This is a genomic window from Pseudomonas alcaligenes, assembly GCF_014490745.1.
Lineage (GTDB): Bacteria > Pseudomonadota > Gammaproteobacteria > Pseudomonadales > Pseudomonadaceae > Aquipseudomonas > Aquipseudomonas alcaligenes_C.
Genome location: NZ_LZEU01000001.1, coordinates 4,343,245 through 4,366,084, shown reverse-complemented (window position 1 = coordinate 4,366,084; position 22,840 = coordinate 4,343,245). Strand labels below are relative to the sequence as shown.

Annotated in this window: 19 protein-coding genes; 14 read left to right on the top strand and 5 right to left on the bottom strand. The window is 64.4% G+C overall.

Going from position 1 to position 22,840, the window contains the following annotated elements; genetic code table 11:
* Positions 1–20: 20 nt before the first annotated feature.
* The 7 genes from A9179_RS20035 (at position 21) to A9179_RS20005 (ending at position 8,359) form a co-directional block, all read left to right on the top strand.
* Positions 21–512: a GspH/FimT family pseudopilin gene (locus A9179_RS20035; protein WP_187807952.1), complete on the top strand. Its 492-nt coding sequence runs from the start codon at positions 21–23 to the stop codon at positions 510–512.
* Positions 503–1,051, top strand: a complete 549-nt coding sequence (gene pilV, locus A9179_RS20030; RefSeq protein WP_316851844.1) for a type IV pilus modification protein PilV — start codon at positions 503–505, stop codon at positions 1,049–1,051. The genes A9179_RS20035 and pilV overlap by 10 nt, the downstream gene beginning before the upstream one ends.
* 9 nt (positions 1,052–1,060) lie before the next feature.
* The gene (locus A9179_RS20025) at positions 1,061–1,774 is read left to right on the top strand and encodes a PilW family protein (RefSeq protein WP_187807951.1); all 714 of its coding nucleotides are present in this window, start codon (positions 1,061–1,063) and stop codon (positions 1,772–1,774) included.
* Positions 1,775–1,782: 8 nt separating this feature from the next.
* Positions 1,783–2,364, top strand: a complete 582-nt coding sequence (locus A9179_RS20020; protein ID WP_187807950.1) for a pilus assembly PilX family protein — start codon at positions 1,783–1,785, stop codon at positions 2,362–2,364.
* Positions 2,365–2,376: 12 nt separating this feature from the next.
* Positions 2,377–6,306: a pilus assembly protein gene (locus A9179_RS20015; protein ID WP_187807949.1), complete on the top strand. Its 3,930-nt coding sequence runs from the start codon at positions 2,377–2,379 to the stop codon at positions 6,304–6,306.
* A gap of 8 nt (positions 6,307–6,314) precedes the next feature.
* Entirely contained in the window at positions 6,315–6,740 is a 426-nt protein-coding gene (locus A9179_RS20010) for a type IV pilin protein (RefSeq protein WP_187807948.1), read from the top strand.
* A 131-nt stretch (positions 6,741–6,871) separates the two neighbouring features.
* Positions 6,872–8,359, top strand: coding sequence for a flagellin N-terminal helical domain-containing protein (locus A9179_RS20005; protein ID WP_187807947.1), 1,488 nt, complete (start codon positions 6,872–6,874; stop codon positions 8,357–8,359).
* A 39-nt stretch (positions 8,360–8,398) separates the two neighbouring features.
* Here the strand turns inward: A9179_RS20005 and A9179_RS20000 are convergent, their stop codons facing one another.
* Positions 8,399–8,959, bottom strand: coding sequence for an NADPH-dependent FMN reductase (locus tag A9179_RS20000; protein WP_187807946.1), 561 nt, complete (start codon positions 8,957–8,959; stop codon positions 8,399–8,401).
* Positions 8,960–9,246: 287 nt separating this feature from the next.
* Here A9179_RS20000 and A9179_RS19995 point away from each other — a divergent pair, with 287 nt between their 5' ends.
* Positions 9,247–9,426 (top strand): hypothetical protein, encoded by a 180-nt coding sequence (locus tag A9179_RS19995; protein WP_187807945.1) that lies wholly within the window; start codon positions 9,247–9,249, stop codon positions 9,424–9,426.
* On the opposite strand, the gene A9179_RS19990 is transcribed toward A9179_RS19995, so the two are convergent.
* Positions 9,420–10,319: a LysR family transcriptional regulator gene (locus tag A9179_RS19990; protein ID WP_187807944.1), complete on the bottom strand. Its 900-nt coding sequence runs from the start codon at positions 10,317–10,319 to the stop codon at positions 9,420–9,422. The genes A9179_RS19995 and A9179_RS19990 overlap by 7 nt on opposite strands.
* 141 nt (positions 10,320–10,460) lie before the next feature.
* On the opposite strand from A9179_RS19990, the gene A9179_RS19985 reads away from it, so the two are divergent.
* Positions 10,461–11,534 carry a polyamine ABC transporter substrate-binding protein gene (locus tag A9179_RS19985; RefSeq protein ID WP_187807943.1) on the top strand — a complete coding sequence of 358 codons (1,074 nt, stop codon included), beginning with the start codon at positions 10,461–10,463 and terminating at the stop codon, positions 11,532–11,534.
* Between the two features lie 115 nt (positions 11,535–11,649).
* Positions 11,650–12,603 carry an agmatinase gene (gene speB, locus A9179_RS19980; RefSeq protein WP_187807942.1) on the top strand — a complete coding sequence of 318 codons (954 nt, stop codon included), beginning with the start codon at positions 11,650–11,652 and terminating at the stop codon, positions 12,601–12,603.
* Positions 12,604–12,852: 249 nt separating this feature from the next.
* Here the strand turns inward: speB and A9179_RS19975 are convergent, their stop codons facing one another.
* On the bottom strand, positions 12,853–13,770 hold the full coding sequence (locus A9179_RS19975; RefSeq protein WP_187807941.1) for a LysR family transcriptional regulator: 918 nt from the start codon (positions 13,768–13,770) through the stop codon (positions 12,853–12,855).
* 96 nt (positions 13,771–13,866) lie between these two features.
* Here A9179_RS19975 and A9179_RS19970 point away from each other — a divergent pair, with 96 nt between their 5' ends.
* Genes A9179_RS19970 through A9179_RS19955 form a run of 4 tightly spaced genes read left to right on the top strand, consistent with a single transcriptional unit; the run spans position 13,867 to position 19,034 of the window.
* A complete protein-coding gene (locus A9179_RS19970; protein WP_187807940.1) occupies positions 13,867–15,654 on the top strand; it encodes an alkyl/aryl-sulfatase in 1,788 nt (595 codons plus the stop codon).
* A gap of 11 nt (positions 15,655–15,665) precedes the next feature.
* Positions 15,666–17,069, top strand: coding sequence for a DUF1254 domain-containing protein (locus A9179_RS19965; RefSeq protein WP_187807939.1), 1,404 nt, complete (start codon positions 15,666–15,668; stop codon positions 17,067–17,069).
* 3 nt (positions 17,070–17,072) lie between these two features.
* Entirely contained in the window at positions 17,073–18,785 is a 1,713-nt protein-coding gene (locus A9179_RS19960; protein ID WP_187807938.1) for a sulfatase-like hydrolase/transferase, read from the top strand.
* Between the two features lie 12 nt (positions 18,786–18,797).
* On the top strand, positions 18,798–19,034 hold the full coding sequence (locus tag A9179_RS19955) for a DUF1145 domain-containing protein (protein WP_187807937.1): 237 nt from the start codon (positions 18,798–18,800) through the stop codon (positions 19,032–19,034).
* 55 nt (positions 19,035–19,089) lie between these two features.
* Here the strand turns inward: A9179_RS19955 and A9179_RS19950 are convergent, their stop codons facing one another.
* Entirely contained in the window at positions 19,090–20,097 is a 1,008-nt protein-coding gene (locus A9179_RS19950; protein WP_187807936.1) for a hypothetical protein, read from the bottom strand.
* Positions 20,098–20,233: 136 nt separating this feature from the next.
* Positions 20,234–22,750, bottom strand: coding sequence for a M10 family metallopeptidase C-terminal domain-containing protein (locus tag A9179_RS23115; RefSeq protein WP_187807935.1), 2,517 nt, complete (start codon positions 22,748–22,750; stop codon positions 20,234–20,236).
* Positions 22,751–22,840 lie beyond the last annotated feature (90 nt).

The following is a 22,840-nucleotide window of genomic DNA, read 5'->3' as shown; positions in this document are numbered from 1 at the left end:
ACGGCTGATGAGGTTGGCGCGTGGAAGTACTCAGGGGCGTGCGTGGTTTTACCCTGATTGAGCTGATGATTGTCCTGAGCATTCTGGCGATTCTGGCGATGCTGGCCGTTCCCAGTCTGGGCGAGATAATTCGGCGCAACAGTATCGAAGCGGCCAGCAATGAGCTGTACGGCTTGCTGCAGTACGCCCGGGGTGAGGCCGTCAGCCGCGGCCAGAAAGTGTCGATCAGCGCCACCGCCAGCGATGCCTGGACGGCTACCCTGGATGTGCAGGCGGGCAGCGATGGTGACTCGACCACGTTGCGCCACTACGAGAGCCTCAACCAGCCCCAGGTAGTGGCCAGCACGGCCAATACCGCCGTCAGCGCGCTGGCCTTCTACGCCAATGGCACCAGTAGCAGCGCCACCGTCATCACCCTGTGCTACAGCGGCGACAGCACCACCACCGGCAAGACGATCTCGGTCGCGCGCAGTGGGCAGATTTCCGCACCGGAGAGCGTCTCATGCCAGTGATGATGAGGCACTGTGGTGGATTCAGCATGATTGAGGTTCTGGTCAGCCTGGTGGTCACCTGCGTCGGCGTGCTGGGCATGTTTGCCCTGCAGGGGCGCAGCATCCAGTACACCCAGGGCGCGGTGAACCAGAACCAGGCCATCCTGCTGGCCGACAACCTGCTCGAACTGATGCGCAGCAACCCGGACGGGGCGCTGAGCGACGACCTGTTCACCACCTCCTCGAAGTACTACAAGGCACCGGGCACGGCCTTCACCTCGGGCTCCACCGCTCTCACCAGCTGCCTGTCGCGCAGCCGCAGCACAGGAGGCAGTGCGGTAGCCAGCGCCGACCTGGATTGCTGGCTGCAGGATGTCGGCAACCTGCTACCAGTCAACGACACCCTGTTCAAGGCCAGCTTCGCCATTTGCCCGAGCAGTAGCCCAGGCTACTGCACCACCAGCGACAGCTCGGTGGTGATGATCCAGATCGCCTGGGTCGACAAGTCCGGCGAGTGCCCAGACAACATCTGCGTCTACCGCCTGCGTAGCGAACTCTGAGGTCTGCTCATGTCCAGAACCGCCGCGTCCCAGGCCGGCCTGTCGCTGATCGAACTGATGGTGGCGCTGACCATCAGCTGCTTCCTGATCCTCGGTATCACCCAGTTCTACATCGATAACAAGAGCGCTTACCTGTTCCAGCAGGGGCAGGCCAGCAACCTGGGTAAGAGCCGCTTCGCCGGTCTGATCCTCGAACAGCTGCTGGCTCGTACCGGCTACCGGGCAGAGCCCTGGGTCAGCCTGGCCAACAGTTTTCCCGCCATCAGCAGTAGTGGCGGCTGCCCGGCTTTCGCCGCCGGCGAGACGATCAAGAAGAACTCGGCAGGTAGCGGTCTGTGCATCCGTTATCAGGCGAGTGCTGATGCGGATGGCAACGAGCTCGATTGCCAGGGCGGGGAGGTGAGCGGCAGTGCCGATGTCCTGCTCAACCTGGACTATGACAGCGACAACTCGCAGCTCAGCTGCTCCATCGGCAGTACGTCGGCGGTGCTGGTCGACGATGTGGCCGGCTTTGCCATGGGCGACCTTCCGGATAGCGACGACGACAACCAGTCGGTGCGTTTCGCCCTGTTGCTGAGCAATGGCGGCAAGCTGCGCAATGCCGTGCAGAGCAACGTGCTGGAGCGCTGGAACAGCCTCAGCGAGCAGAGCCTGGATACCGACAGCAGCCAGATCTACCAGATCACCCAAGGCAGCGTGACGCTGCGCAACCTGATGCCATGAGAAGCCCCATGCCCGCATTTGCCAGGCGCCAGCACGGCGCCGTCCTCGTCGTTGCCCTGCTCCTGCTGCTGGTGCTTACCCTGCTGGCCACCAACAGCATGCGCGAGTCCACCCTGCAGGCGCGTATCAGCGGCAGCGTGGCCGAGCAGAAGATGGCCGGCAATGCCGGCGAGTCGGCATTGCGCGAGGCGGAGCGGCGCTTGGCGGCTTACAGCGAACTGGACGAGGGCGCGGCCAGCTGCAGTGCCAGCGTCGCCGAGCACAGCAACCTGTGCATCCTCAATGACGAGCTAGGCGCCAGCTTCTTCGACTACGAGAGTCATGCCGGCAGTTCCGGCAGCCTGGCCCAGTGGTGGGAAAGCGCCAACTACGCCATCGACTACAGCGGTACCGACGAGAACTCCAGTTTCGCCTCGGCGCCGCGCTGGAACCTGGCGTACTACGGCTACGACCCGGGCAACGAAGTGACCAATGTCGAAGAGTCGGCCTACGGCGTCGGCCCGCATTACTACGTGGCGACCAGTGCCGGCAAGGCCGGTGGCGAACGTATGACCCCCGTATTGCAAAGCGTGACCATTCGGCGCTTCTGAGGAGCAGGTGAGATGAGCAGTACCGAGTTCTTCGGCAAGAGCCTGACTGGCCTGCTGGCCGGCCTGTGCATTTTGGCGGTGGCTGATCAGGCGGAGGGGGCCAGCCTGTCACTGAGCCAGTTGCCGCTGTTCCTCACCGAGGGGGTGGCGCCGAACATCATGGTGACCATCGACAACTCGTCGAGTATGCGCTGGGCCTTCGCGCCCGACTCGATGAGCCCTATCTCTCCCGCGACCTATAACGGCTACACGGCCGATCAGGTGCGAGTCAGCCGGCGGGCCAAGTCGTCGACCTTCAACCCGCTGTATTACAACCCGGAGGTCACTTACGAGGTGCCGTACAGCGTAACCTACAGCAGCGGCAAGACCAGTTACACGCCGCTGAGTACCAGTTTCACCTCGGCCTATGTCAACGGTTTCATCACCAGCAAGGGCAGTTTCGACCTTAGCTCGACCTACCGCGTGACCTGGAACTACGACACCAGCTACGCCTCCACGGCCATGGCCAGCTACACCAGCTCGACCACCTACGGAACCACCGGCAAGGTCTACTACCTGGCGGCCAACCCCTCGGCGGACTTTGCCGCTACCTCCAGCACCACCAACACCACGGGCTCGACCACCACTACTACTGGAGTGACCTACAGCTCCAGTGCCAGCAGCTGCCCGTCTTCGATCAGCAGCACCAGCTCGAAGGGCTCGACCACCACCACGACCAGCACCAGTGCAAGCACCGGCTCGACCATCACCACCAGCAGCTATGTCACCACGGTGACGGCCTACTCGAGCATTGCCTGCACCAAGAGTGGCAGCAAGTACATCGTCAAGGTGACCACCACCGCGACACCGACCACCACTACCACGATCACCACCACGGACAAGACCACCAGCGCCGTGCCGGCCTACTACTACGTTTACAGCAGTGCGCTAACCGGCTGTGACGGCACCATCCACGACGACGATTGCTACAAGCTGGTAACGGTCTCCTCGAGCTCGGGCAGCAATGGTGCGGACGAGCGGCAGAACTTCGCCAACTGGTACAGCTTCTATCGTAACCGCCAGCTGGCGACTCAATCGGCGGCCAACCTGGCCTTCTCGACCCTGTCGGACAGTACTCGCCTCAGCTGGCAGGCGCTGGGCACCAGCGACACCTGCATCAGTAGCAGTTCCTATCTCACCAGCTACAACTGCCGCGGCCTGGTGAACAGCAGCACCAGCTACTACGACAACCGTCTGCGCAATTTCTCCGGAACCCACCGCGCAGCGTTCTTCGCCTGGCTGGGGGACATCTATTACAACCAGAGCACGCCGCTGATTGCGGCTGTCGACCGGGTCGGCGCCATGCTCAGTCTGAGCGGTGTGAACAGCCCTTATGCCTACTCCCCGGGCACGACCTCCGAGCCGGTGTACTCCTGCCGCGCCAGCTACAGCATCACTCTCACCGACGGCATCTGGAACGATGCCAACAGCGCCGTAGAGTACGACAACAAAACCCTCGATCTACCCGATGGGCAAAGCTACAGCCCGCGCGCGCCCTACAAGGACAGCACCAGCTACACCCTGGCCGACCTGGCGTTCAAGTACTGGGCTACCGATGCCCAGACCAGTGTGGCCAACGAGGTGCCGGCCTATACCGAGGAAACCAGTACCAACGCCACCACCCAGTACTGGAATCCGAAGAACGACCCGGCCACCTGGCAGCACATGGTCAGCTATTTCGTCGGCCTGGGCCTGAGTGCATCCCTGACCAACCCTGCCTGGGGCGGGGACACCTATTCCGGCGATTACGCCAGCCTGGCCGATGGCAGCAAGAGCTGGCCGGCCGCGGCGGTGAACAGCGACAACAACGTTTACGACCTGTGGCACGCGGCGATCAATTCCCGTGGCGAGTTCTTCAGCGTGGATTCACCAGGGGATCTGGTCGAGGCGCTGAAGCAGGTCGTCAATCGCATCTCCGAGCAAACTGCTGCAGCGGCCAGCCCGGCCGTCACGTCGCCGCTGCTCGATAGCGATGGCAGCAACACCTACAACACCTACACCTATACGCCGAAGTTCTCCAGCGCGGACTGGAGCGGTGACCTGATCAAGTACCAGCAGGACACCGTGGCCGGCACCAAGGCGGAAGTCTGGAGTGCCCAGGACATCCTCGACAGCACCTACGCCAGTGGCAACAGCGCCTACGGCTCGCGGGTGGTGAAGATGGCCAGCAGCACTGGCAGCCTGCAGGACTTCACCTGGGCCAATCTCACCACGGCGCAGAAGGCCACCCTGAACAAGGGGCTGGACTCGACCGCCGATACATACGGCTCTAGTCGAGTCAGTTACCTGCGCGGCGATCGCAGCAACGAAGGCACGCTGTTTCGCACGCGCAGCCATGTGCTGGGCGACATCATCGACTCGACCCCGGTGATCGTGCGCAAGCCCAGCCGCCTGGCCTCGCGGATGAATGCGGCGGAAGGCCAGAGCGCTAGCGATGCCAACTCCTACACCCGCTTCAAATCAGCCTATGCCAGTCGCGCGACACGCATCTATGTGGGCGCCAATGACGGCATGTTGCACGCCTTCAGCGAGGACGGCGTGGAGACCTTCACCTTCATCCCTAGCGAGGTGATCGGCAACCTGTACAAACTGACCGACGAGGACTACAGCGGCAGTGCCCACCAGTACTACGTCGACGGTTCGCCGACCGAGGCCGATGTTTACTTCAGCGGCGCCTGGCACAGCGTGCTGATCGGCAGCCTGCGTGGCGGCGGGCGCAGCCTGTTCGCCCTGGACGTCACCGACCCGGATAACATCAGCTTGCTCTGGGAAATCAGTGCCGACGACAGTGCCTACAGCGAGCTGGGCTACACCTATTCGAAGCCGGCTGTGACCCGCCTGAGCAACGGCGACTGGGTGGTGGTGGCCGGTAATGGCTACAACAGCGACAACGACAAGGCGGTGCTGTACCTGATCAACGTGGAAGATGGCAGCCTGATCAAGTCGTTCGTCGCCGCCGATAGCTCCAGTGCGGTCAATGGTCTGGCCAGCCCTTACGTGGCCGACCTGGATGCCGACCAGATCGCCGACTACGTGTACGCCGGCGACCTGCATGGCAACCTGTGGCGCTTCGATCTGCTCGGGGCCAGCAGCTCGGCCTATGCCACCTCCTTCTCGGGTAAACCACTGTATTCGGCGCTCAACTCCAGCGGTACTACCCAGCCGATTACCTCGCGCCCCTACCTGGCCAAACACCCGGCCGGAACCGGTTACATCGTGGTATTCGGTACCGGCAAGTACCTGGAAAGTGCCGATGCCGACCCCAACACGGCGGTGGCGCAGAGTGTCTATGGCATCTGGGACAGCGCCGCGACAGCAGGCAGCACGGTCAGCAGTACGCCAACTCTGAGTCGCAGCAAACTGGTGGCGCAGACGGTGAGCTCGGAAACCAGTGCCAGCTTCGACAACAACGGTACGGCGGTGACCGCCAACATTCGCACCATGAGCGCCAACGAAGTCGACTGGCTGAATGACGATGGCAGCATCAACAAGTACGGCTGGTACCTCGACCTCAAGGTCGGCAGCACCCTGGAAGGCGAAATGGTGGTCAACAATCCCTATGTCTCCGACGACCTGCTGATCGTCAGCACCCTGACCCCCAACGATGATCCCTGTGCCGACGGTGTCAGCACCTGGCTGCTCACCCTCGACCCCTACACCGGTGGCGGCACCAGCTTCGAGACTCTTGATTTGAATAATGACGGCATCATCAATGCCGAGGACAGCTATGCCGACGCAGTGGTCTCGGGCACCGAAATGGACGGACTGACCGGCGGCTTCACGGTGACCCGCGACAGCGACGGCAACATTGTGATCTGCGGATCGGACAGCTGTGAAACCCTCTCCGGCAGTGCCAGCTCTTCGGGCCGGCAAAGCTGGCGCGCTATTCAGACCAAGGAGTGAAAACGGTGATGCGCAGGCAACAAGCAGCCTTTACCCTGATCGAAATGATGATCACCATCGTGGTGCTGGCTATCCTCGCTGCCATCGCTTTACCCAGTTACTCGAAATACATGCTGCGTACGCATCGGGCCGAGGGTATTGCCCTGCTCAACGAGGCGGCGGCCCGCGAGGAGCGCTACTACGCGCAGAACAACAGCTATGTGGTTGCCGACAGTGAGCTGTCCAGCCTCGGTCTGCGCAACAGCGGTGCCAGTGACAACGGCTACTACCAGCTGACCCTGGCCGAGGGTGGCGACGACGATGCCGGTTACCGGCTGACCGCCACCGCGCAGAACGCACAGAGTTCGGACAGTGACTGCGGCAACCTGACCCTCAACGGCGCCGGCGAGCGCAGCGTCAGCGGCAGCAGTGCGGTGAGCGACTGCTGGAAGTGATGCCGCTGATCAGGAGGGAGCAGATTTTCCGCTAAAGCTTTGCCGATAACGGCCGACGAACAAGCTGACAGCCCGTTTTGTGGCTGTTCGACCACTGCAGGATCGCGGTGGTTGTTCCCAGGATCGTCGGCATGGCGCTAACCCTCAACACCAACGTTGCATCCCTCGGCATTCAGCGTGCGATGAATGAGACGTCGCGTGCGCTGGCGGTTTCCATGCAGCGGCTATCCACCGGCTACCGGATCAACAGCGCCAAGGACGATGCCGCCGGGCTGCAGATCTCCAATCGTCTGAGCAGCCAGATCAGCGGCTTCGGCGTGGCCATCCGCAACGCCAATGACGGCATCTCCCTGGCGCAGACCGCCGAAGGTGCGCTGCAGCAGTCGACCTCCATTCTCCAGCGCATGCGCGAGCTGGCCCTGCAGGCGGCCAATGGCTCGAACGGGGCCAGCGAGCGCAGCGCGATCAACGAAGAAGTGCTGCAGCTGCAGCAGGAGCTGCAGCGGATTGCCGAAACCACCACCTTCGGCGGGCGCAAACTGCTCGATGGCAGCTATGGCTCCAGCGCCTTCCAGGTAGGCGCCAATGCTTTCGAGACTATCGGTCTCGGTCTGGGCAATTACGGCCCTAGCGCCCTGGGCAGCAATACCCGCGACCTGGTCAACGGCACCACCGGCAGCGCCACGACTGACCAGCTGGGCGGCCTGCAGCAGCAGGCCGGCACGATCCCGGCCAACCAGGTTACCGGCAACCTGACCCTGGCGGGGCGTACGGAACGAACCTTTGCCGTCGCGGGTTCGGCCAAGTCGGTAGCCCGCGCGATCAATGGTCGCGAGGACAGTACCGGAGTGAAGGCCGATGCCCGCACCGTACTGCAGCTGGCCTTCAGTGGTGACGACAGCTACACCTTCGATCTGTATGGCTCCAACAGCAAGGCGGTGAGCATCCATGCCAGCATCGAGGACGGCGATCTCAGCGCCATGGCCGAGGCGATCAACAAGGAGTCCACCCGCACCGGCATCACCGCCAGCATCAAGGATGGCCAATTACGCCTGACCAGCGAAGGTGGCGACGACATTGTCCTGGATGCCTTCCAGTCCGAGCAGGCCGGTACGGCCGATGCGCAGAACTTCGACTACAGCGGCGAGGAGGAGCTGACCGCCGCCGTGGCGACCCTGACCGATGGTTCGGCATTGCGTGCCATCGGCGTGGTGCGGCTGAGCAGTGGTGAGTCTTTCAACATCCAGGCCAGCGCAGCGACCATCGATGGCAGCACCAGCCAGAACTACAGCAGCCTGACGCGCATCAGCGAGGTCGACCTGCGCACCGATATCGGCGCACAGACTGCTCTCGGTGTGATCGACGGTGCCATGAGCATGATCGACAGCGCCCGCGCCGAGATGGGCGCGACACAGAACCGCCTGGACTTCACCATCGCCAACCTGATGAACATGTCGGAAAACCTGTCGGCGGCGCGTAGCCGGATTCGCGACACCGACTACGCCGCCGAGATGTCCGAACTGATCAGGAACCAGATCCTGCAGCAGGCCCAGACCGCCATGCTGGCCCAGGCCAACCAGCAGCCACAGCTGATCCTGACCTTACTGCAATCCATCTGAGCCGGTTTTGCTGGCCTCGCTTCGAGCGGGCGGGGTTGGTCAGCCCTTGGCGTTCAGGGCTACCCAGGCGGCATAGGCATCGATGAACTTCTGCAGGAAGCCGCGTACGCCATCGTTCAGCTTGCCATTGTCGTCGAAGAAGCTGCCGGCGCCGCCCAGGTAGGCTTCCGGTTGCTGCAGCACCGGTACATCGAGGAATACCAGCGACTGGCGCAGATGATGGTTGGCGCCGAAGCCGCCGACCGCTCCCGGCGAGGCGCTGAGCACGGCGCCCGGCTTGCCGCTGTAGACGCTCTGGCCGTAGGGCCGCGAGCCGACATCGATGGCGTTCTTCAGTGGCGCCGGTACCGAGCGGTTGTACTCCGGGGTGACGAACAGCAGGGCATCGGCAGCTTTCACCTGCTCGCGAAAGGTCACGTAGGGCGCCGGCGCCGGGCTGACGTCGATATCCTCGTTGTACAGCGGCAGTTCGCCGATCTCGACGATCTTCAGCTTCAGCGAAGGTGGTGCCAGCTCGGCCAGGGCCAGCGCCAGCTTGCGGTTGATCGACGCCTTGCGCAGGCTGCCGACGAGAACGGCGACGTTGTAGACCTTGCTCATGGTAACTCCTCGAAAGCGCAATGAATGACCAGCTGCGGGCTGGAAAGAGCGGAATAGACACTATAGTCGGCGCTTGTCGGGCTGCCTGCCGAGTATCGGCCGGCGGCATCGGCGCTTGACCTGCGGCGCCATTGCGCAGAAATTGACCAGGCGTCGGCGCCAGGCCGACCGTCAAACAACGGTCATCTGTCTCCTGCAGGCTGACCCGACAAGAATCCATCCAGCGCTCTGCCATCACTGCCACAACGCGCCGCATTCGCGGCCCCGTTTACTGTGAGGAAATTGCCATGGATACCTTCAAGCCCCCGTTCGACCCGCGTTACCAGCTGGAAGCCGAAGAGCCCGAGGCCGCCGGCAAACTGCCCGCTCGCCGGCTGATCCACGATGACATCTGCCTGGCCCTACAGCGCCTGGATGGCCTGTCGGGGCGGCTGCGTGAGCCGGAGCCGCCTGCCGCACGTCACTGATCGGCAAAGGCTGCCAGCAGGTCCTGTTCCAGCGCCCGCTGCGCCTCGCCGGGCTGGCGGCCGCGGTGTTGGGCCAGGCGGAACTCGACGCTGAAGCCCAGCTGCTGCGGCTGCAGGGCACGCAGTTGGCCGCGAGCCAGCCAGGGCGCGGCGATGTGCTGCGGCAGGTAGCCGATATGCGCGCCGGAGAGGATGAAGGCCAGGCTGCCGTCCACCTGTTCGCAACGGGCGCTGCTGCTACCGGCCTGCCAGGGCTCGTCGGCGGAGATGAAGCGGTAGGGGTGCAGCACACCATCGCAGTACTGCAGGTCGGCGGCCTCGACCTGTGGCTGCGCGAACAGCGGATGGCCCCGGCCGCAGTACAGGTGTTGCGATTCGCTGAACAGCGGGCGGTAGTCTAGTGCTGTCTGGCTGCCGGAGAAGTAGCCGATGGCCAGTTGCAGCTGGCCCTGCAGCAGGCGGCGCTCCAGCTCGGCCGGGGTGGCGCTGAGCAGCTCGATCTGCACCGCCTGGTTGCGCCGGCGAAAACGTCCGATGGCCGCGCCGACCCGCTCCAGCACCTCGTCGGCCAGCGCTTCGGAAAGGCCGACATGCAGCTCGCCGAGCAGCTTGTCGGCCATGCCCTGGGCTTCGCCCTTGAAGGTCTCGATGGCGCTGAACAGCTTGCGCGTGGCGGCCAGCACCTGCTCGCCCTTGGGCGTCAGGCGAAAGCCGGCCTTGCCGCGCTCGCACAGGCGAAAGCCCAGGCGCGTCTCCAGCTTGGCCATCTGCGTGCTGATGGTCGACTGGCCGATGCCCAGCTCGCCTTGGGCGGCGCTGAAGCCGCCATTCTCCACCACGCTGACGAACAGGCGCAGCAGTTGCAGATCGAGGTCGCGCAGCTGGCTGAGCATTGCGGCTCCATACATTGATTTTTATCGATGCCAGAGTAGATCACTTCGTATTTATCGGAAGCAATGCCCGGCGCAGGATGAAGCCATCCCCAGCCTCCGCCAGAGAGGCACGGTCAACCGTTCTGCCCGAGGAACCGCACCATGCGTCTTGCTGCAAGCCTGTTAATGCTCGCCGTCGCCCTGCCGCTGCAGGCCGAGGAGAAAGTGCTCAACCTGTACAACTGGGCCGACTATGTGCCGGTGGAGGCGCTCAAGCGCTTCCAGGCCGAGACCGGGATCCAGGTCAAATACGACACCTTCGACAGCAGCGAGGTGCTGGAGAGCAAGCTGCTCACCGGCAACAGCGGCTACGACCTGGTGTTCCCATCCTCCAGCGTGCTGGCCCGCGCCATCACTGCCAAGGCCCTGCAGCCGCTGGGCGCGCTGAGCAACAGTGGCAACCTCGACCCCGAGTTGCTGGCCAAGCTGGCCGGCGTCGACCCCGGCAACGCCTATGGCGTGCCCTACACCTGGGGCACCATCGGCCTGGGCATCAACCAGGAAGCGGTGGAGAAGCGCCTGCCCGGCGTGGCGCTGGACAGCCTCGACCTGCTGTTCAAGCCTGAGTACGCCAGCAAGCTCAAGGACTGCGGCATCGGCGTGCTCGACTCACCGCAGGAGGTGATTGCCGTCGCCCTCAACTACCTGGGCAAGAATCCCTACAGCACCGCCGAGGCCGATCGCGAGGCAGCCAAGGCGCTGCTCGCGCAGCTGCAGCCGAACCTGCGCGACGTCGGCCAGAGCCGGCAGATCGACGACCTGGCCAAGGGCGAGATCTGCCTGGCGCTGACCTACACCGGCGACGCCGGCATGGCCGCCGCCCGCGCCCTCGAAGCGAAGCAGCCGTTCTCGGTGGTCTACCGGATTCCCAAGGAAGGCACGCTGATCTGGTTCGACACCCTGGCCATCCCGGTGGATGCACCGCACCCCGAGGCGGCGCGGGCCTTTATCGACTACCTGCTCAAGCCCGAGGCCATCGCCGAACTGACCAACTCGCTGTACTTCGCCAACGCCAACCGCGCCGCCACGCCGCTGCTGGATGCGGCGGTAAGTGGCGACCCGAATATCTACCCGGCTGCGGACATGCGCGCCAAGTTGTTCGCCGAGCAGACCCTGCCGCTACGCGAGATGCGCCAGCGCACCCGCCTGTGGACGGCCTTTCGCACCCAGTACTGACGCCTTGCGACTGCGTAGGAGCGAGCTCTGCTCGCGAAATCTCCCGCTGGGTGCTTCGCGAGCAGAGCTCGCTCCTACGAAACCAACCTGCCCTTTACCAACCGAGTAGCCGACCATGGAACAAGCCTTCGACAACGACCAGGCCATCACCCGCGACAGCCTCTACGGCACCGCGGCCGAGCCGACCTACGCCGGCATCACCAGCTTTATGCGTCGCCGTTACACCCGTGATCTGCGCGGCGTGGATCTGGTGGTCAGCGGCGTGCCGTTCGACACCGCCACCACCAACCGCCCAGGCAGCCGCTTCGGCCCGCGCGCCATCCGCGCCGCCTCGATCCAGTCGGCCTGGGCCCGGCACTTCCCCTGGGAGTTCGACCCCTTCGACCTGCTGGCCTGCATCGACTACGGCGACTGCTACTTCGACCATGGCACCCCGCAGGACACCCCGGCGATGATCGAGGCGCATGCCGACAAGATCCTCGACGCCGGCTGCGCCATGCTCACCCTGGGCGGCGACCACTTCATCAGCTACCCGCTGCTCAAGGCCCACGCCAAGAAGCATGGCCCCTTGTCGCTGATCCACTTCGACGCACACAGCGACACCTGGCCGGACGAGGAGGGCGCACGCATCGACCACGGCACCATGTTCTACCATGCCGCCAAGGACGGCCTGGTCGACCCGGCGCGTTCGGTGCAGGTCGGCCTGCGCACCACCAACGACGACGTGATGGGCTTCCAGGTGCTGGATGCGCGGCAGGTCAACCGCAGCACCCCGGAGCAGATCGCCGAGCTGATCCGCGCCCGCGTCGGCGACAACCCGGTGTACCTGACCTTCGATATCGACTGCCTCGACCCGGCCTTCGCCCCAGGTACCGGTACGCCGGTGTGCGGCGGGCTGTCCAGCCACCAGGCCCTGGAGATTTTGCGTGGCCTGCGCGGCATCAACCTGGTCGGCATGGACGTGGTCGAGGTGGCCCCGCCCTACGACAACTCGGAGATCACCGCCCTGGCCGGTGCAACGCTGGCCATGGAGATGGTTTGCCTCTATGCCGCGCGGCACAAGCTGTAAGCCGTAGGGCGAGTGAGACTACCCGGCTGGGTGATTCCCCTGCGGGCCAGCGCAAGCGCTGTTCAGCGATAATGCCGCTGCGGGCATGACGAGGTATGAGAGATAACGCAGCGGCATTCCAGCCACTCCGTCATTCCCGCGCAGGCGGGAATCCAGAGGGAGCGCACTGGGCTCCCGCCTTCGCGGGAGCGACGGGGTTATCTTTGCGGTTCGTGATGGTTTCCATGCACCGCGCGGATTCCACCCACCCTACGCCAGCGTCGGTATCTGGCTATTGCGATCCTGCTCGAGGATCACCCGCTGCAACTCGGCGGCGCCGGGCGACAGGCTGTGCCCGGCGCGACTGACGATGCCGTAGGCGGAGCGCTGCGCCGGCATGCCGGTATGCAGCGGCAGCACGGCCAGGCGCCCGGCCGCCACGTCCTGGGCGATCACGTCCCAGGGCGACATGCTCAGCACATGGCTGGCCGAGACCAGTTCCTTGAGCACCATGAAGTTGTCGCACTCGATGCTCAGCGGCGCGGCCTCGCCACCACTCAGGTGCTGCAGCGCGCTGGCCACTTCCAGCGGCAGCTGGGTGCCGGCCAAGGGGTAGTCCAGCAGGTCTTTCACCGTCAGATCCGGGCGCGCCAGCAGCGGATGCTGCGGGTGGCAGAACAGCACGGCGGGGTGCGGGCGCAGCGCCTCGACCTGCAGGCGCGCATCGTCCTGGAACTCGCGGATATCGGCGACGAACAGCTCGATCTCATTGTTCAGCAGGCGCACACGCAGCTGCTGCCAGCTGTCGATGGTCAGTTGCAGGCGCACCCGCGGAAAGCGCTCGGCAAAGGCGCCCATGGCCTGCGGTACCAGGCGCGCGGCCGGGTAGGGGCCGGCGCCCAGGCGCACCTCGCCGCTGCCCAGATTGCCCAGTTGGCTTACTGCATTGCTCAGCGCCTGGCTTCCGGCCAGCAGGCGCTTGGCATGCTCGCGCACCAGCTCGCCGTGGGCGGTCAGGCTGATGCCGCGGCTGTGACGATCCACCAGGGTGCAGCCCAGGCTGTTTTCCAGCGCCTGGATACTGCGGCTCAGCGCCGGCTGGCTGAGATGCACCGCTTCGGCCGCACGGGCGAAGTGGCCGTGGTCGGCGAGTGCGACGAAGTGGCGGAGCTGGCGAAGGTCGTTCATGCGCGTTCTGCATCATTTATCGAAGTGGAATGCATTGGAATTATTGAATGCGCTTTGTCAGTCTGCCAAGCGGGATAACAACAACGAGTCCGCCCCATGTCGTCATTCAGCCGCTTCAGTGGCCTGCTGCTGGCCGCCGCCCTGCCGTTCACCGCCCAGGCCGAGTTGCCCGAGGAGCGCATCGTGCCCTCGATCAACGCCGAGCTGGCCGAGCACACCAAGCACTTCAACGAGAAGGTCTACCCGATCGCCGACAACGTCTGGTCGGCGGTGGGCTGGAACCTGGCCAACAGCGTGATGATCGAGGCGCCCGAGGGGCTGATCATCGTCGACACCGGCGAGTCGGCCGAACAGTCGCGTAAGGTGCTCGTCGAGTTCCGCAAGATCAGCGCGAAGCCGATCAAGGCCATTGTCTACACCCACTTCCACCCCGACCATATCAACGGCGTGAAGGGCTTCGTCAGCGAGGAGCAGGTGAAGAGCGGCGAGGTGCAGATCTACGCCCAGGAAACCCTGCTGGAAAACGTGGTGACCCAGGGCGCACTGGTCGGCCCGATCCTCGGCATGCGCTCCGGCTACAGCTTCGGCGCCGCGCTGTCGGATGCCGACAAGAAAGACATGAACGCCGGCCTCGGCCCGCTGGCCCATGAGGGGCAGTCGACCTTCATCGCGCCGACCATCACCTTCAAGGACAAGCTCGACACCACCATCGCCGGCCTGCCGGTGCAGTTCCTCCACGCGCCCAGCGAGGCGCCGGACGAGATCGTCCTGTTCTTGCCGAACAACCGTGTGCTGATCAGCGCCGAAGTCACCCAGGGCCCGACCCTGCCCAACGTGCATACCCTGCGCGGCACCAAGTTCCGCGACCCGGTGCTGTGGGTGAAAAGCCTCGACGCCCTGCGCGCCTTCCAGGCCGACTACATGGTGCCGCTGCATGGCCAGCCGGTGTCTGGCCGCGACAAGGTCGAGGAAGTGCTGCGCATGACCCGCGACGCTATCGCCTATATCCACGACCAGACCGTGCGCTGGATGAACAAGGGTCTGACTCCCGATGAGCTGGTCGAGAAGGTCAAGCTGCCGCCGCACCTGGCCGGCTACACGCCATACCTGCGCGAGTACTACGGCACGGTGAAACACAGCGTGCGGCAGATCTACAACGGCTACCTGGGCTGGTTCCAGGGCGACCCGGTGGATCTCGACCCGATCCCTCCGGTGGAAAAAGCCAAGCGCCTGATCGAGCTGATGGGCGGCCGCGACAAGGTGCTGCTGGCCGCCGGCGAAGCCTACCTCAAGGGCGACTACCAGTGGGCCGCCGAGCTGGCCAGCTACTCGATCCGCGTCGACCATGGCGACAAGCTGGCACGCGACATCAAGGCACGCAGCTTCCGCAAGCTGGGCTACGCCAGCATGAACATCAACTGGCGCAACTGGTACCTGATGAGCGCCATGGAGCTGGAAGGCAAGTTCGACAACGGCGGCGCCGAGGAAATGGGCAAGCGCATCCGTGGCGCCTTCCTCTCGGCAGACATGCTGAAGAATCTGCCGGCGCGCATCTTCCTGCAGAACTGGGTGACCCGCATCGATCCGGAGAAAAGCGCCGATGTGAACCTGACCCTCGGCTTCGTCTTCCCCGATATCGGCGAGGAGTGGGCCCTGGAAGTACGCCGCGGGGTGGTCGAGCTGCACAAGGGCATCCCGGCCGGCACCACGCTCAAGCTGACCCTCGACAAGACCTACCTGGACACCGTGATCAGTGGCGAGAACGGCCTGCTCAAGGGCGCCCTGCTGGGTGATGTGAAGGTCGACGGCAATCTGCTCGACATCAAGACCTTCCTCGGCTGCTTCGACTTCGAAGACGCCCCCATCGCCCTGACCGTACGCTGAGGAGCCCGCGCATGAGCAATCTGCAACTCGGCCCGCTGCCGGCCGTGCGCCCACGCCGCCTGTGGCGGCGGGTACTGGTCGGCGTGCTGGTGCTGCTGGCGCTGGGCGCCGCGCTGCTGTTCAGCCAGCGCGAGACCATCCGCCTGGCCGCGCAAAGCTACGCGTTCGGCTACCCGCTGGTGCTTACCGAGCTGACCCGCGACAACTTCACCCACGGCATCGCCCCGGCCAACCGCCTGGTGCATGTGCCGGCGTTCCCCGAGGCGAGCTTCCGCGACATCGTGCGGCCCAACGTCGACACCCTGTATTCGCTGGCCTGGCTGGACATGGATGCCGGGCCCTGGGTGTTCGAGCTGCCGGCCACTGAGCGCTACCTGGTGATGCAGTTCCTCGATGCCTGGACCAATGTGTTCGCCAGCCTCGGCCCGCGCACCACCGGCACCGCCGGCGGGCGTTTCCTGCTGGTCGGGCCGAAGTGGCAGGGTGAGGTGCCGCAGGGCATGACCCTGCTGCGTGCGCCGACGCGCATCGCCTGGCTGCTCGGCCGGGTGCAGACCAATGGCAAGGCCGACTATGCGGCCGTGCACGCGATCCAGGCCCAGGTCGGCCTGCGCAGCCTGGCCGACTGGCAGCTGGGCAAGCCGGCCACGGCCGAGCCGTTCAAGCTGCCGGAACACAAGGCCGAGCCGCCGCTGTATCAGCTGCGCGCGCTGAGCGCCGAGGCCTTCTTTGGCCGCCTGGCCGCGCTGCTGGTGGATAACCCGGCAAGCGACAAGGACGGCTCTGCTCTGGCCGATCTGCAGCAGCTCGGTGTGCAGCCCGGTGTCGCTGCGCAATGGGGCTGGCTGCAACGCCAGTCGGCGCGCCTGGGCATCTGGCTGGCCGAGCGGCAGATGCACAAGGCCCTGCAGCGCCCCGATGGGCTGGTCAACGGCTGGCGCCAGCCGCCCATGCACATCGGGGCCTACGGCGACGACTACGGCCTGCGTGCGGTGGTGGCGATGGCCGGCTTCGGCGCCAACCTGGCGGCGGATGCGGTCTACCCGAACGCCTCGGTCGATGGCCAGGGTCAGGCTCTGCAGGGCGGGCAGCGCTATCGCCTGCACTTCGCCGCGGGCGAGCTGCCGCCGGCGCGGGCCTTCTGGTCGGTGACCGCCTACGACGGCGACGGCTTCCTGATCGACAACCCGCTAGGCCGCTATGCCCTCGGTGACCGCGACCCGCTGACCTACAACGCCGATGGCTCGCTGGATCTCTACCTGCAGGCCAAGGCGCCGGGCGAGTCGCTGCAGGGCAATTGGCTGCCGATTCCCGCCAACGGGCCGTTCAGCCTGACCGGACGCATCTACCTGCCCGAGCAGCGCGTGCTCGACGGGCAATGGCATATGCCCGCCATCGACCATCTGCAGGAGTGAGCCATGCAGCGCCGTGACCTGTTGAAGAGAGCCGCGGCGCTGACCGCCGCCGGCATCGCCACACCGTTTTTGGGCAACGCCTCGGCCGCCGTGACACCGCGCCTGGGGCGCAAGCCGAATATCCTGCTGATCGTCACCGACCAGCAGCGCGCCCATCAGGATCTGCCCGACGCCGTGCCTTTGCCCGGCCACGAGCGGTTGTTGCAGCGCGCGGCGAGCCTGGGCAATTTCCACGTCAACACCACGCCCTGTTCGCCGTCGCGCTCGGTACTGTTCACCGGCCAGCACACGCAGCAGACCCTGATCACCGCCAACCTCGGTCTACCGCCGTTCCGCGAGCTGTCGCCAGAGATTCCCACCCTCGGCCATATGCTGCGCGAGCAGGGCTACCTGACCGCCTACAAGGGTAAGTGGCACCTGTCGCACATCGAGCAGTCGAGCAACCTGACCTACGGCGTGGTGCAGCCGAGCACGGAGGCGCTGCTGCCCTACGGTTTTGCCGACTACAACCTGAATGGCGACCCGCACGGCTCGCTGATGACCGGTTTCATCTACGACAAGGTCACCGCCAGCGACTCGGTGGCCTGGCTGCAGCAGCACCGCAGCGACGAGCAGCCGTGGTTCCTCGCGGTCAACTTCGTCAACCCGCACGACATCATGTTCTACAGCTCGGGGATCAAGCAGGAGCAGAGCCGTCTGCGCCGTAACTTCCTCGGCCCGATCTCGCCGGGGCCGAGCACCGGCCTGTACGAGAAGCACTGGGATCTGCCGCTGCCGAAGAGCTTCTACGCCGAGGATCTGAGCCGCAAACCCTGGGCCCAGCGTGCCGACGTGGAGCTGTGCAACAACATCTACGGCCGCCTCGATCCCAAGGACGAACAGGCCTGGCAGGGCCTGCAGAGCTACTACCTGAACTGCGTGCGCGACGTCGACCAGTCCATCGAACAGGTGCTGCTGGCGCTGGAGAACAGCGGCCTGGCCGACGACACCATCGTCATCCTTACCGCCGACCACGGCGAGATGGCCGGCGCGCACCAGCTGCGGCAGAAGGGGCCGCACATGTACAAGGAGAACACCCGGGTCAACTTCATCGTCCGTCATCCGGACATCACGCAGGGCTTCACCAGCCAGGCACTGGGCTCCACCGTCGACATAGTGCCGACTGTGCTGGAACTGGCCGGGCTGGATGCGGCCGGGCAGGCCGAGCGCTATCCGCAACTGGCGGGCGTCAGCCTGGCCGAGAGCATCGGCGGGGCGAGCAGGCGCTCCGTGCGCGACGAGCGCGGCCACCTGTACGACTACGGCGTGGTCATGTACCTCGATCCGGAATTCACCGAGGCGGTGATGCGCGACCATGACCAGGTCACGCCCTGGGCGATCATCCAGGAGTCGCTGGCGCAGATGCAGCTCGGCCCGTCGTTGAACAACCGCGCGTTGTTTCGCGGTATCCACGATGGCCGCTACAAGTTCGCCCGCTACTTCGCTGCCGAAGACCACCACACCCCGGTGGATTTCGCTACGCTGCTGGCGCGCAACGACCTGGAGCTGTACGACACCGAGAGCGATCCGGACGAGTTGCACAACCTGGCCGCCGACCCGCAGGCGCAGCGTGCCCTGATCGAGCGCCTGAGCGGCCGGCTCAACGAACTGCTGGGCCTGGAAGTCGGCGTCGACGACGGCCGCGAACACCCGGGCCCGACCTTCCTCTACAGCTAAAAGGAGTCATCCATGCTGAACATCGCCAAAGGCGCGCTGCTGCTGTTCTGGCTGCTGGCCCTGGTCAACCTGCTGCAGCCTTTTGCCGGCCCCTACCTGAGCTGGGCGGCGCTGCTGATCCTGGCCGTGCATGTGCTGGAAGTCGCCGTGCTGCATGGCCGCCTGCAGCGCCAGGCCGAGCCCGGCAAGGATCGTCTGCTGGTGCTGCTGTTCGGGGTACTGCATATACGCCAGTTGTCTCGCGGTTGAGTCCCCCCAATAAAAAAGCCGCGCAATGCGCGGCCTTTTTATTGGCGGACAGTACTCAGGGCGCCGTGTAGAGGTAGCCCTCGATTTTCTCGTACTGGAAGCCGTAAGCGCCGTTGGTGAAGTACTGGGTGGTGTACAGGTGGTGCTTGTTGGTCGGGTTCCAGTAGCGGTGCAGGGGCACCGACTTGCTGACCGGAGCGGTGTACAGGTAGGCCGCCACTCCGCTGTAGGCGTAACCGGCCTTGGTCTGCGTGGCGTCGTCGCGGGTAGTGGTGTACAGGCTGTCGAGAGTGGTCTTGTTGTAGTAGCGGTGGAAGGCGGCGGTGCCGAAGAAGGCGCTGCTGGGGGTGTAGCCAGTGATCGAGTCGTAGCTGTAGCCGTATTTGGCCATGCCGCTGTCGTTGCGCTGTACGGTGTAGATGCTGTCGCCGCTGGTCTTGTTGAGGTAGCGGTACAGGGAGGCCTTGGTCAGCGTCACGGTGTTGAGGATCTTCAGCAGATTGCCGGAGGCCGAGCCGCAGATCGAGTTGCTCGAGGTGGAGCCCACCTGCCAGCCGCTGGGCAGTACCGAGCCCTTGCACACGTTCATCTGGGTCTGCCCGGCAGTGCTCTGCGCCTCGAACTTCTGCTTCGGCGTGCCGCTGCTGGTGCCGCAGTCGCCGCTGCCGGTGTAGCTGGTTTCACGGGTGATCACCCAACCAGTGGGCAGGGTGCGCGAGCAGGCGTTCAGCTTGAGCTGGCCGAAGCTGTTGCTGATCGTCCAGATCTGCTTGGGCGTACCGCTGGAGGTGCCGCAGGCACCAGTGCCGTTGTAGCTGCGAATCTTCGAGTTGATCCAGCCAGTGGGCACGCTGGCGTAGCAGGTATCCAGGGTGGTTTCGCCGGCGAGCAGGGTGAAGGTGTACTGGTTGGCACCGCTGCAGGCGCTGGCGTTGCTGACGATCTTGGTGATCACGTAGCCCGGCTTGTCCACCGCGCTGCAGGACTTGGTGGTGACGGCCGCTTGCAGGCCGAAAGGTGCAAGCAGGGCGAGGGCCGAGAGGAGCAGGGGCAATGTTTTCATACAGTTCCTTTGCATGTCCGCGAAGCAGTTAGGGGCGTTGCGCTAGCGATTCTAGATGGCCGCAGAGGGGCGTACTAGGGGGACAGGATGGGTTGGAGCTGCGCTGCCATTGGAAGGATGCGCAGCGCCGCCGGGGTCAGGCAATGAGGGCGCTGCTGGTCAGGCTGCTGACGCCAAGTAGCTGGATTTCGAACTCGGGGGTCGCATCGGCATTCACGCTGCCATAAAGAATCCCGTCGCTGAAACGCAGCTGTCCAGTGGCATTGCTGGCACTGAAGGCGGCGCTGCCGATAAAGCTGAAGGCCTCGTTGATGCCGGTGGTGGCACTGTTGGCATCCAGAGTGGAGAGATCGATTAGGTCGCCTTCGGCCAGCTTGAAGTCCTTGATCACATCGCGCAGGGCGCCCAGGGCGAAATCGCTCAGGGCATCGAAGTCGAATCGATCTGCACCGACTCCACCGATCAGAGTGTCCGTACCACTTCCGCCAACCAGCACATCATTGCCAACCCCGCCATCGAGCTGATCGTTACCAGCATTGCCATATAGGGTATTGGCTGCGCCATTGCCGATGAATTTGTCGTTGTAGTTGCTGCCACTAACCCGCTCGAAGTTGAGAATGGTGTCGCTGCCGGAACCGCCGGTAGCCTGGGCAGTAGTAAGGCCCAGATTGAGGGTGATGCCGCTGCTGGCATTGAGATAGACCAGCAGGTCGTTGCCGGCGCCGCCGTCGAGCACGTTGTTGCCGCTGCCGGCGTGGATGGTGTTGTTCAGCGCATTGCCGGTGCCATTGGCCGCGCCAGTGGCCTGGATGCGTAGGTTCTCCAGGTTGTTGCCCAGGGTATAGGCCGCCAGGGAGCTGAAGACTGTGTCGTTGCCGCCGCTGGCCAGGTCGGCATTGTTTTCGCTGACCAGGTCGCCGGCGTTGTCGACGTAATAGCTGTCATTGCCGTCGCCGCCATTGAGAGTGTCGGCCCCAGCGCCGCCGTTGAGGACGTCATTGCCGGCATCGCCATTGAGTTTGTTGGCGGCGCTGTTGCCGATCAGTTTGTCGTCGTATTTGCTGCCATTGAGGTTCTCGATATTGAGCAGGGTATCGCTGCCTGAACCACCAGTGGCCTGGGCACCAGTCAACCCGAGGTCGAGGCTGACGCCTTGGGTGGCATAGAGGTAGGAGGCGGTGTCGGTGCCAGTTCCACCATTGAGGACATTGTTACCGCCGCCAGCCAGCAGGATGTTGTTTAGGTTATTGCCGGTGCCGTTGGCATTCCCGGTGGCCAGGATGCGCAGGTTTTCCACATTGGCACCCAGGGCGTAGGCCGCCAGGTAGCTGTAGACGCTATCGGTACCGCCGCTGGCAGTTGTGGCATTGGTTTCGCTGACCAGGTCGCCGGCGTTGTCGACGTAATAGATATCGCTGCCGTCGCCGCCGCTCATGCTGTCGGCCCCTGCCGCACCGTTGAGGATGTTGTTACCACTACCGCCATAGAGGGCATTGTTCAGGGCATTACCCGTGCCGTTGGCATTCCCGGCGGCCAGGATGCGCAGGTTTTCCACGTTGTTGCTCAGGGTGTAGGACGCCAGGTAGCTGTATACCGTGTCGGTGCCGCCGGTGCTGGTGTCTGCGTTGGCTTCACTGACCAGATCGCCGGCGTTGTCGACGTAGTAGCTGTCGCTGCCATTGTTCCCGCTCATCTGGTCGGCTCCACCCAGGCCGTTGAGCACATTGTTCTGCCCGTTTCCGGTCAGGGTGTCGTTGTAGGCCGAGCCGGTGGCGTTCTCGATCACTGCACCGTAGGCAATGGCCAGACCGTTATTGATGTAGCCACTTTCGCTCCAGAAAGCCTTGCCGATCGAGCTGAAGTTGCCGGCCTTGAGGTCGATGTTGACAGCGACGGCCTGGTTGCTGGCGTCGATGGTGTCGATGCCGCCGGCATCCCAGATGGTCTCGAAGACGCTGCTGTTGGCATCCCACTTGTAGGTGTTGTTGCCGGTCTGCCAGCTCATGTTGGCGCCGTACAGGTGCTGCATGGCGGCGATGTCGAACAGCATCGGTCCGGTGGGCAGGAACGAGTAAGGTGCGGTATAGCTCATCACCGTGTAGCGCACGTCGTCGTACTGCGTGCCGCTCAGGGTAAAGCCACTGCGGTCGCTGGCTTCGAAGGGGTGCTTGAGGCCGAGGGCGTGGCCGATTTCGTGCACCAGGGTGTGGTAGTCGAAGTCGCCGGCCTTCGGGTTGCTGCCGGTGCTCGGGCTGAGCCAGGTATCGCCGGCCGATGGCGTAGAGCCCGGCAGGTAGGCCCAGGCGGCGTAATTCTCGTCCATCCCGGCATAGCCGCCGAAGCGCAGGGTGCCGACCTGGCTGCTGGTCTCGCTGACCTTGGTGAAGGTGATGTTGGCAACCGCACTCCATTCGGCCAGGGCGGCCGTGGCCGCACTTTGCTGGCCGGCCGTCAGGACGAAGGCGTTCTGGTACTCGTTGTCGTAGGAGTAGTCCTGGTCGAACGAGGAGTTGGCGCCGAGAAAGCTGTAGCTGAGGCTTACCGCGCTGCCCGTGGCGCCGCCCCACTTGGTGCCGTAGATCAGGCTGTCGGTCTGGCTGTTGCCGGACAGGCTGACAAAGGAAAAAGGCGAGGATTCAAGCGGTGTGGGCATGGGTACTACCATCCTGGTAAGCAAGTGGCCTCGGCCGGAGCCGGGCTGCGAGATGAACATCGAACGACAGGGTGCCAGACCCGCAAAACG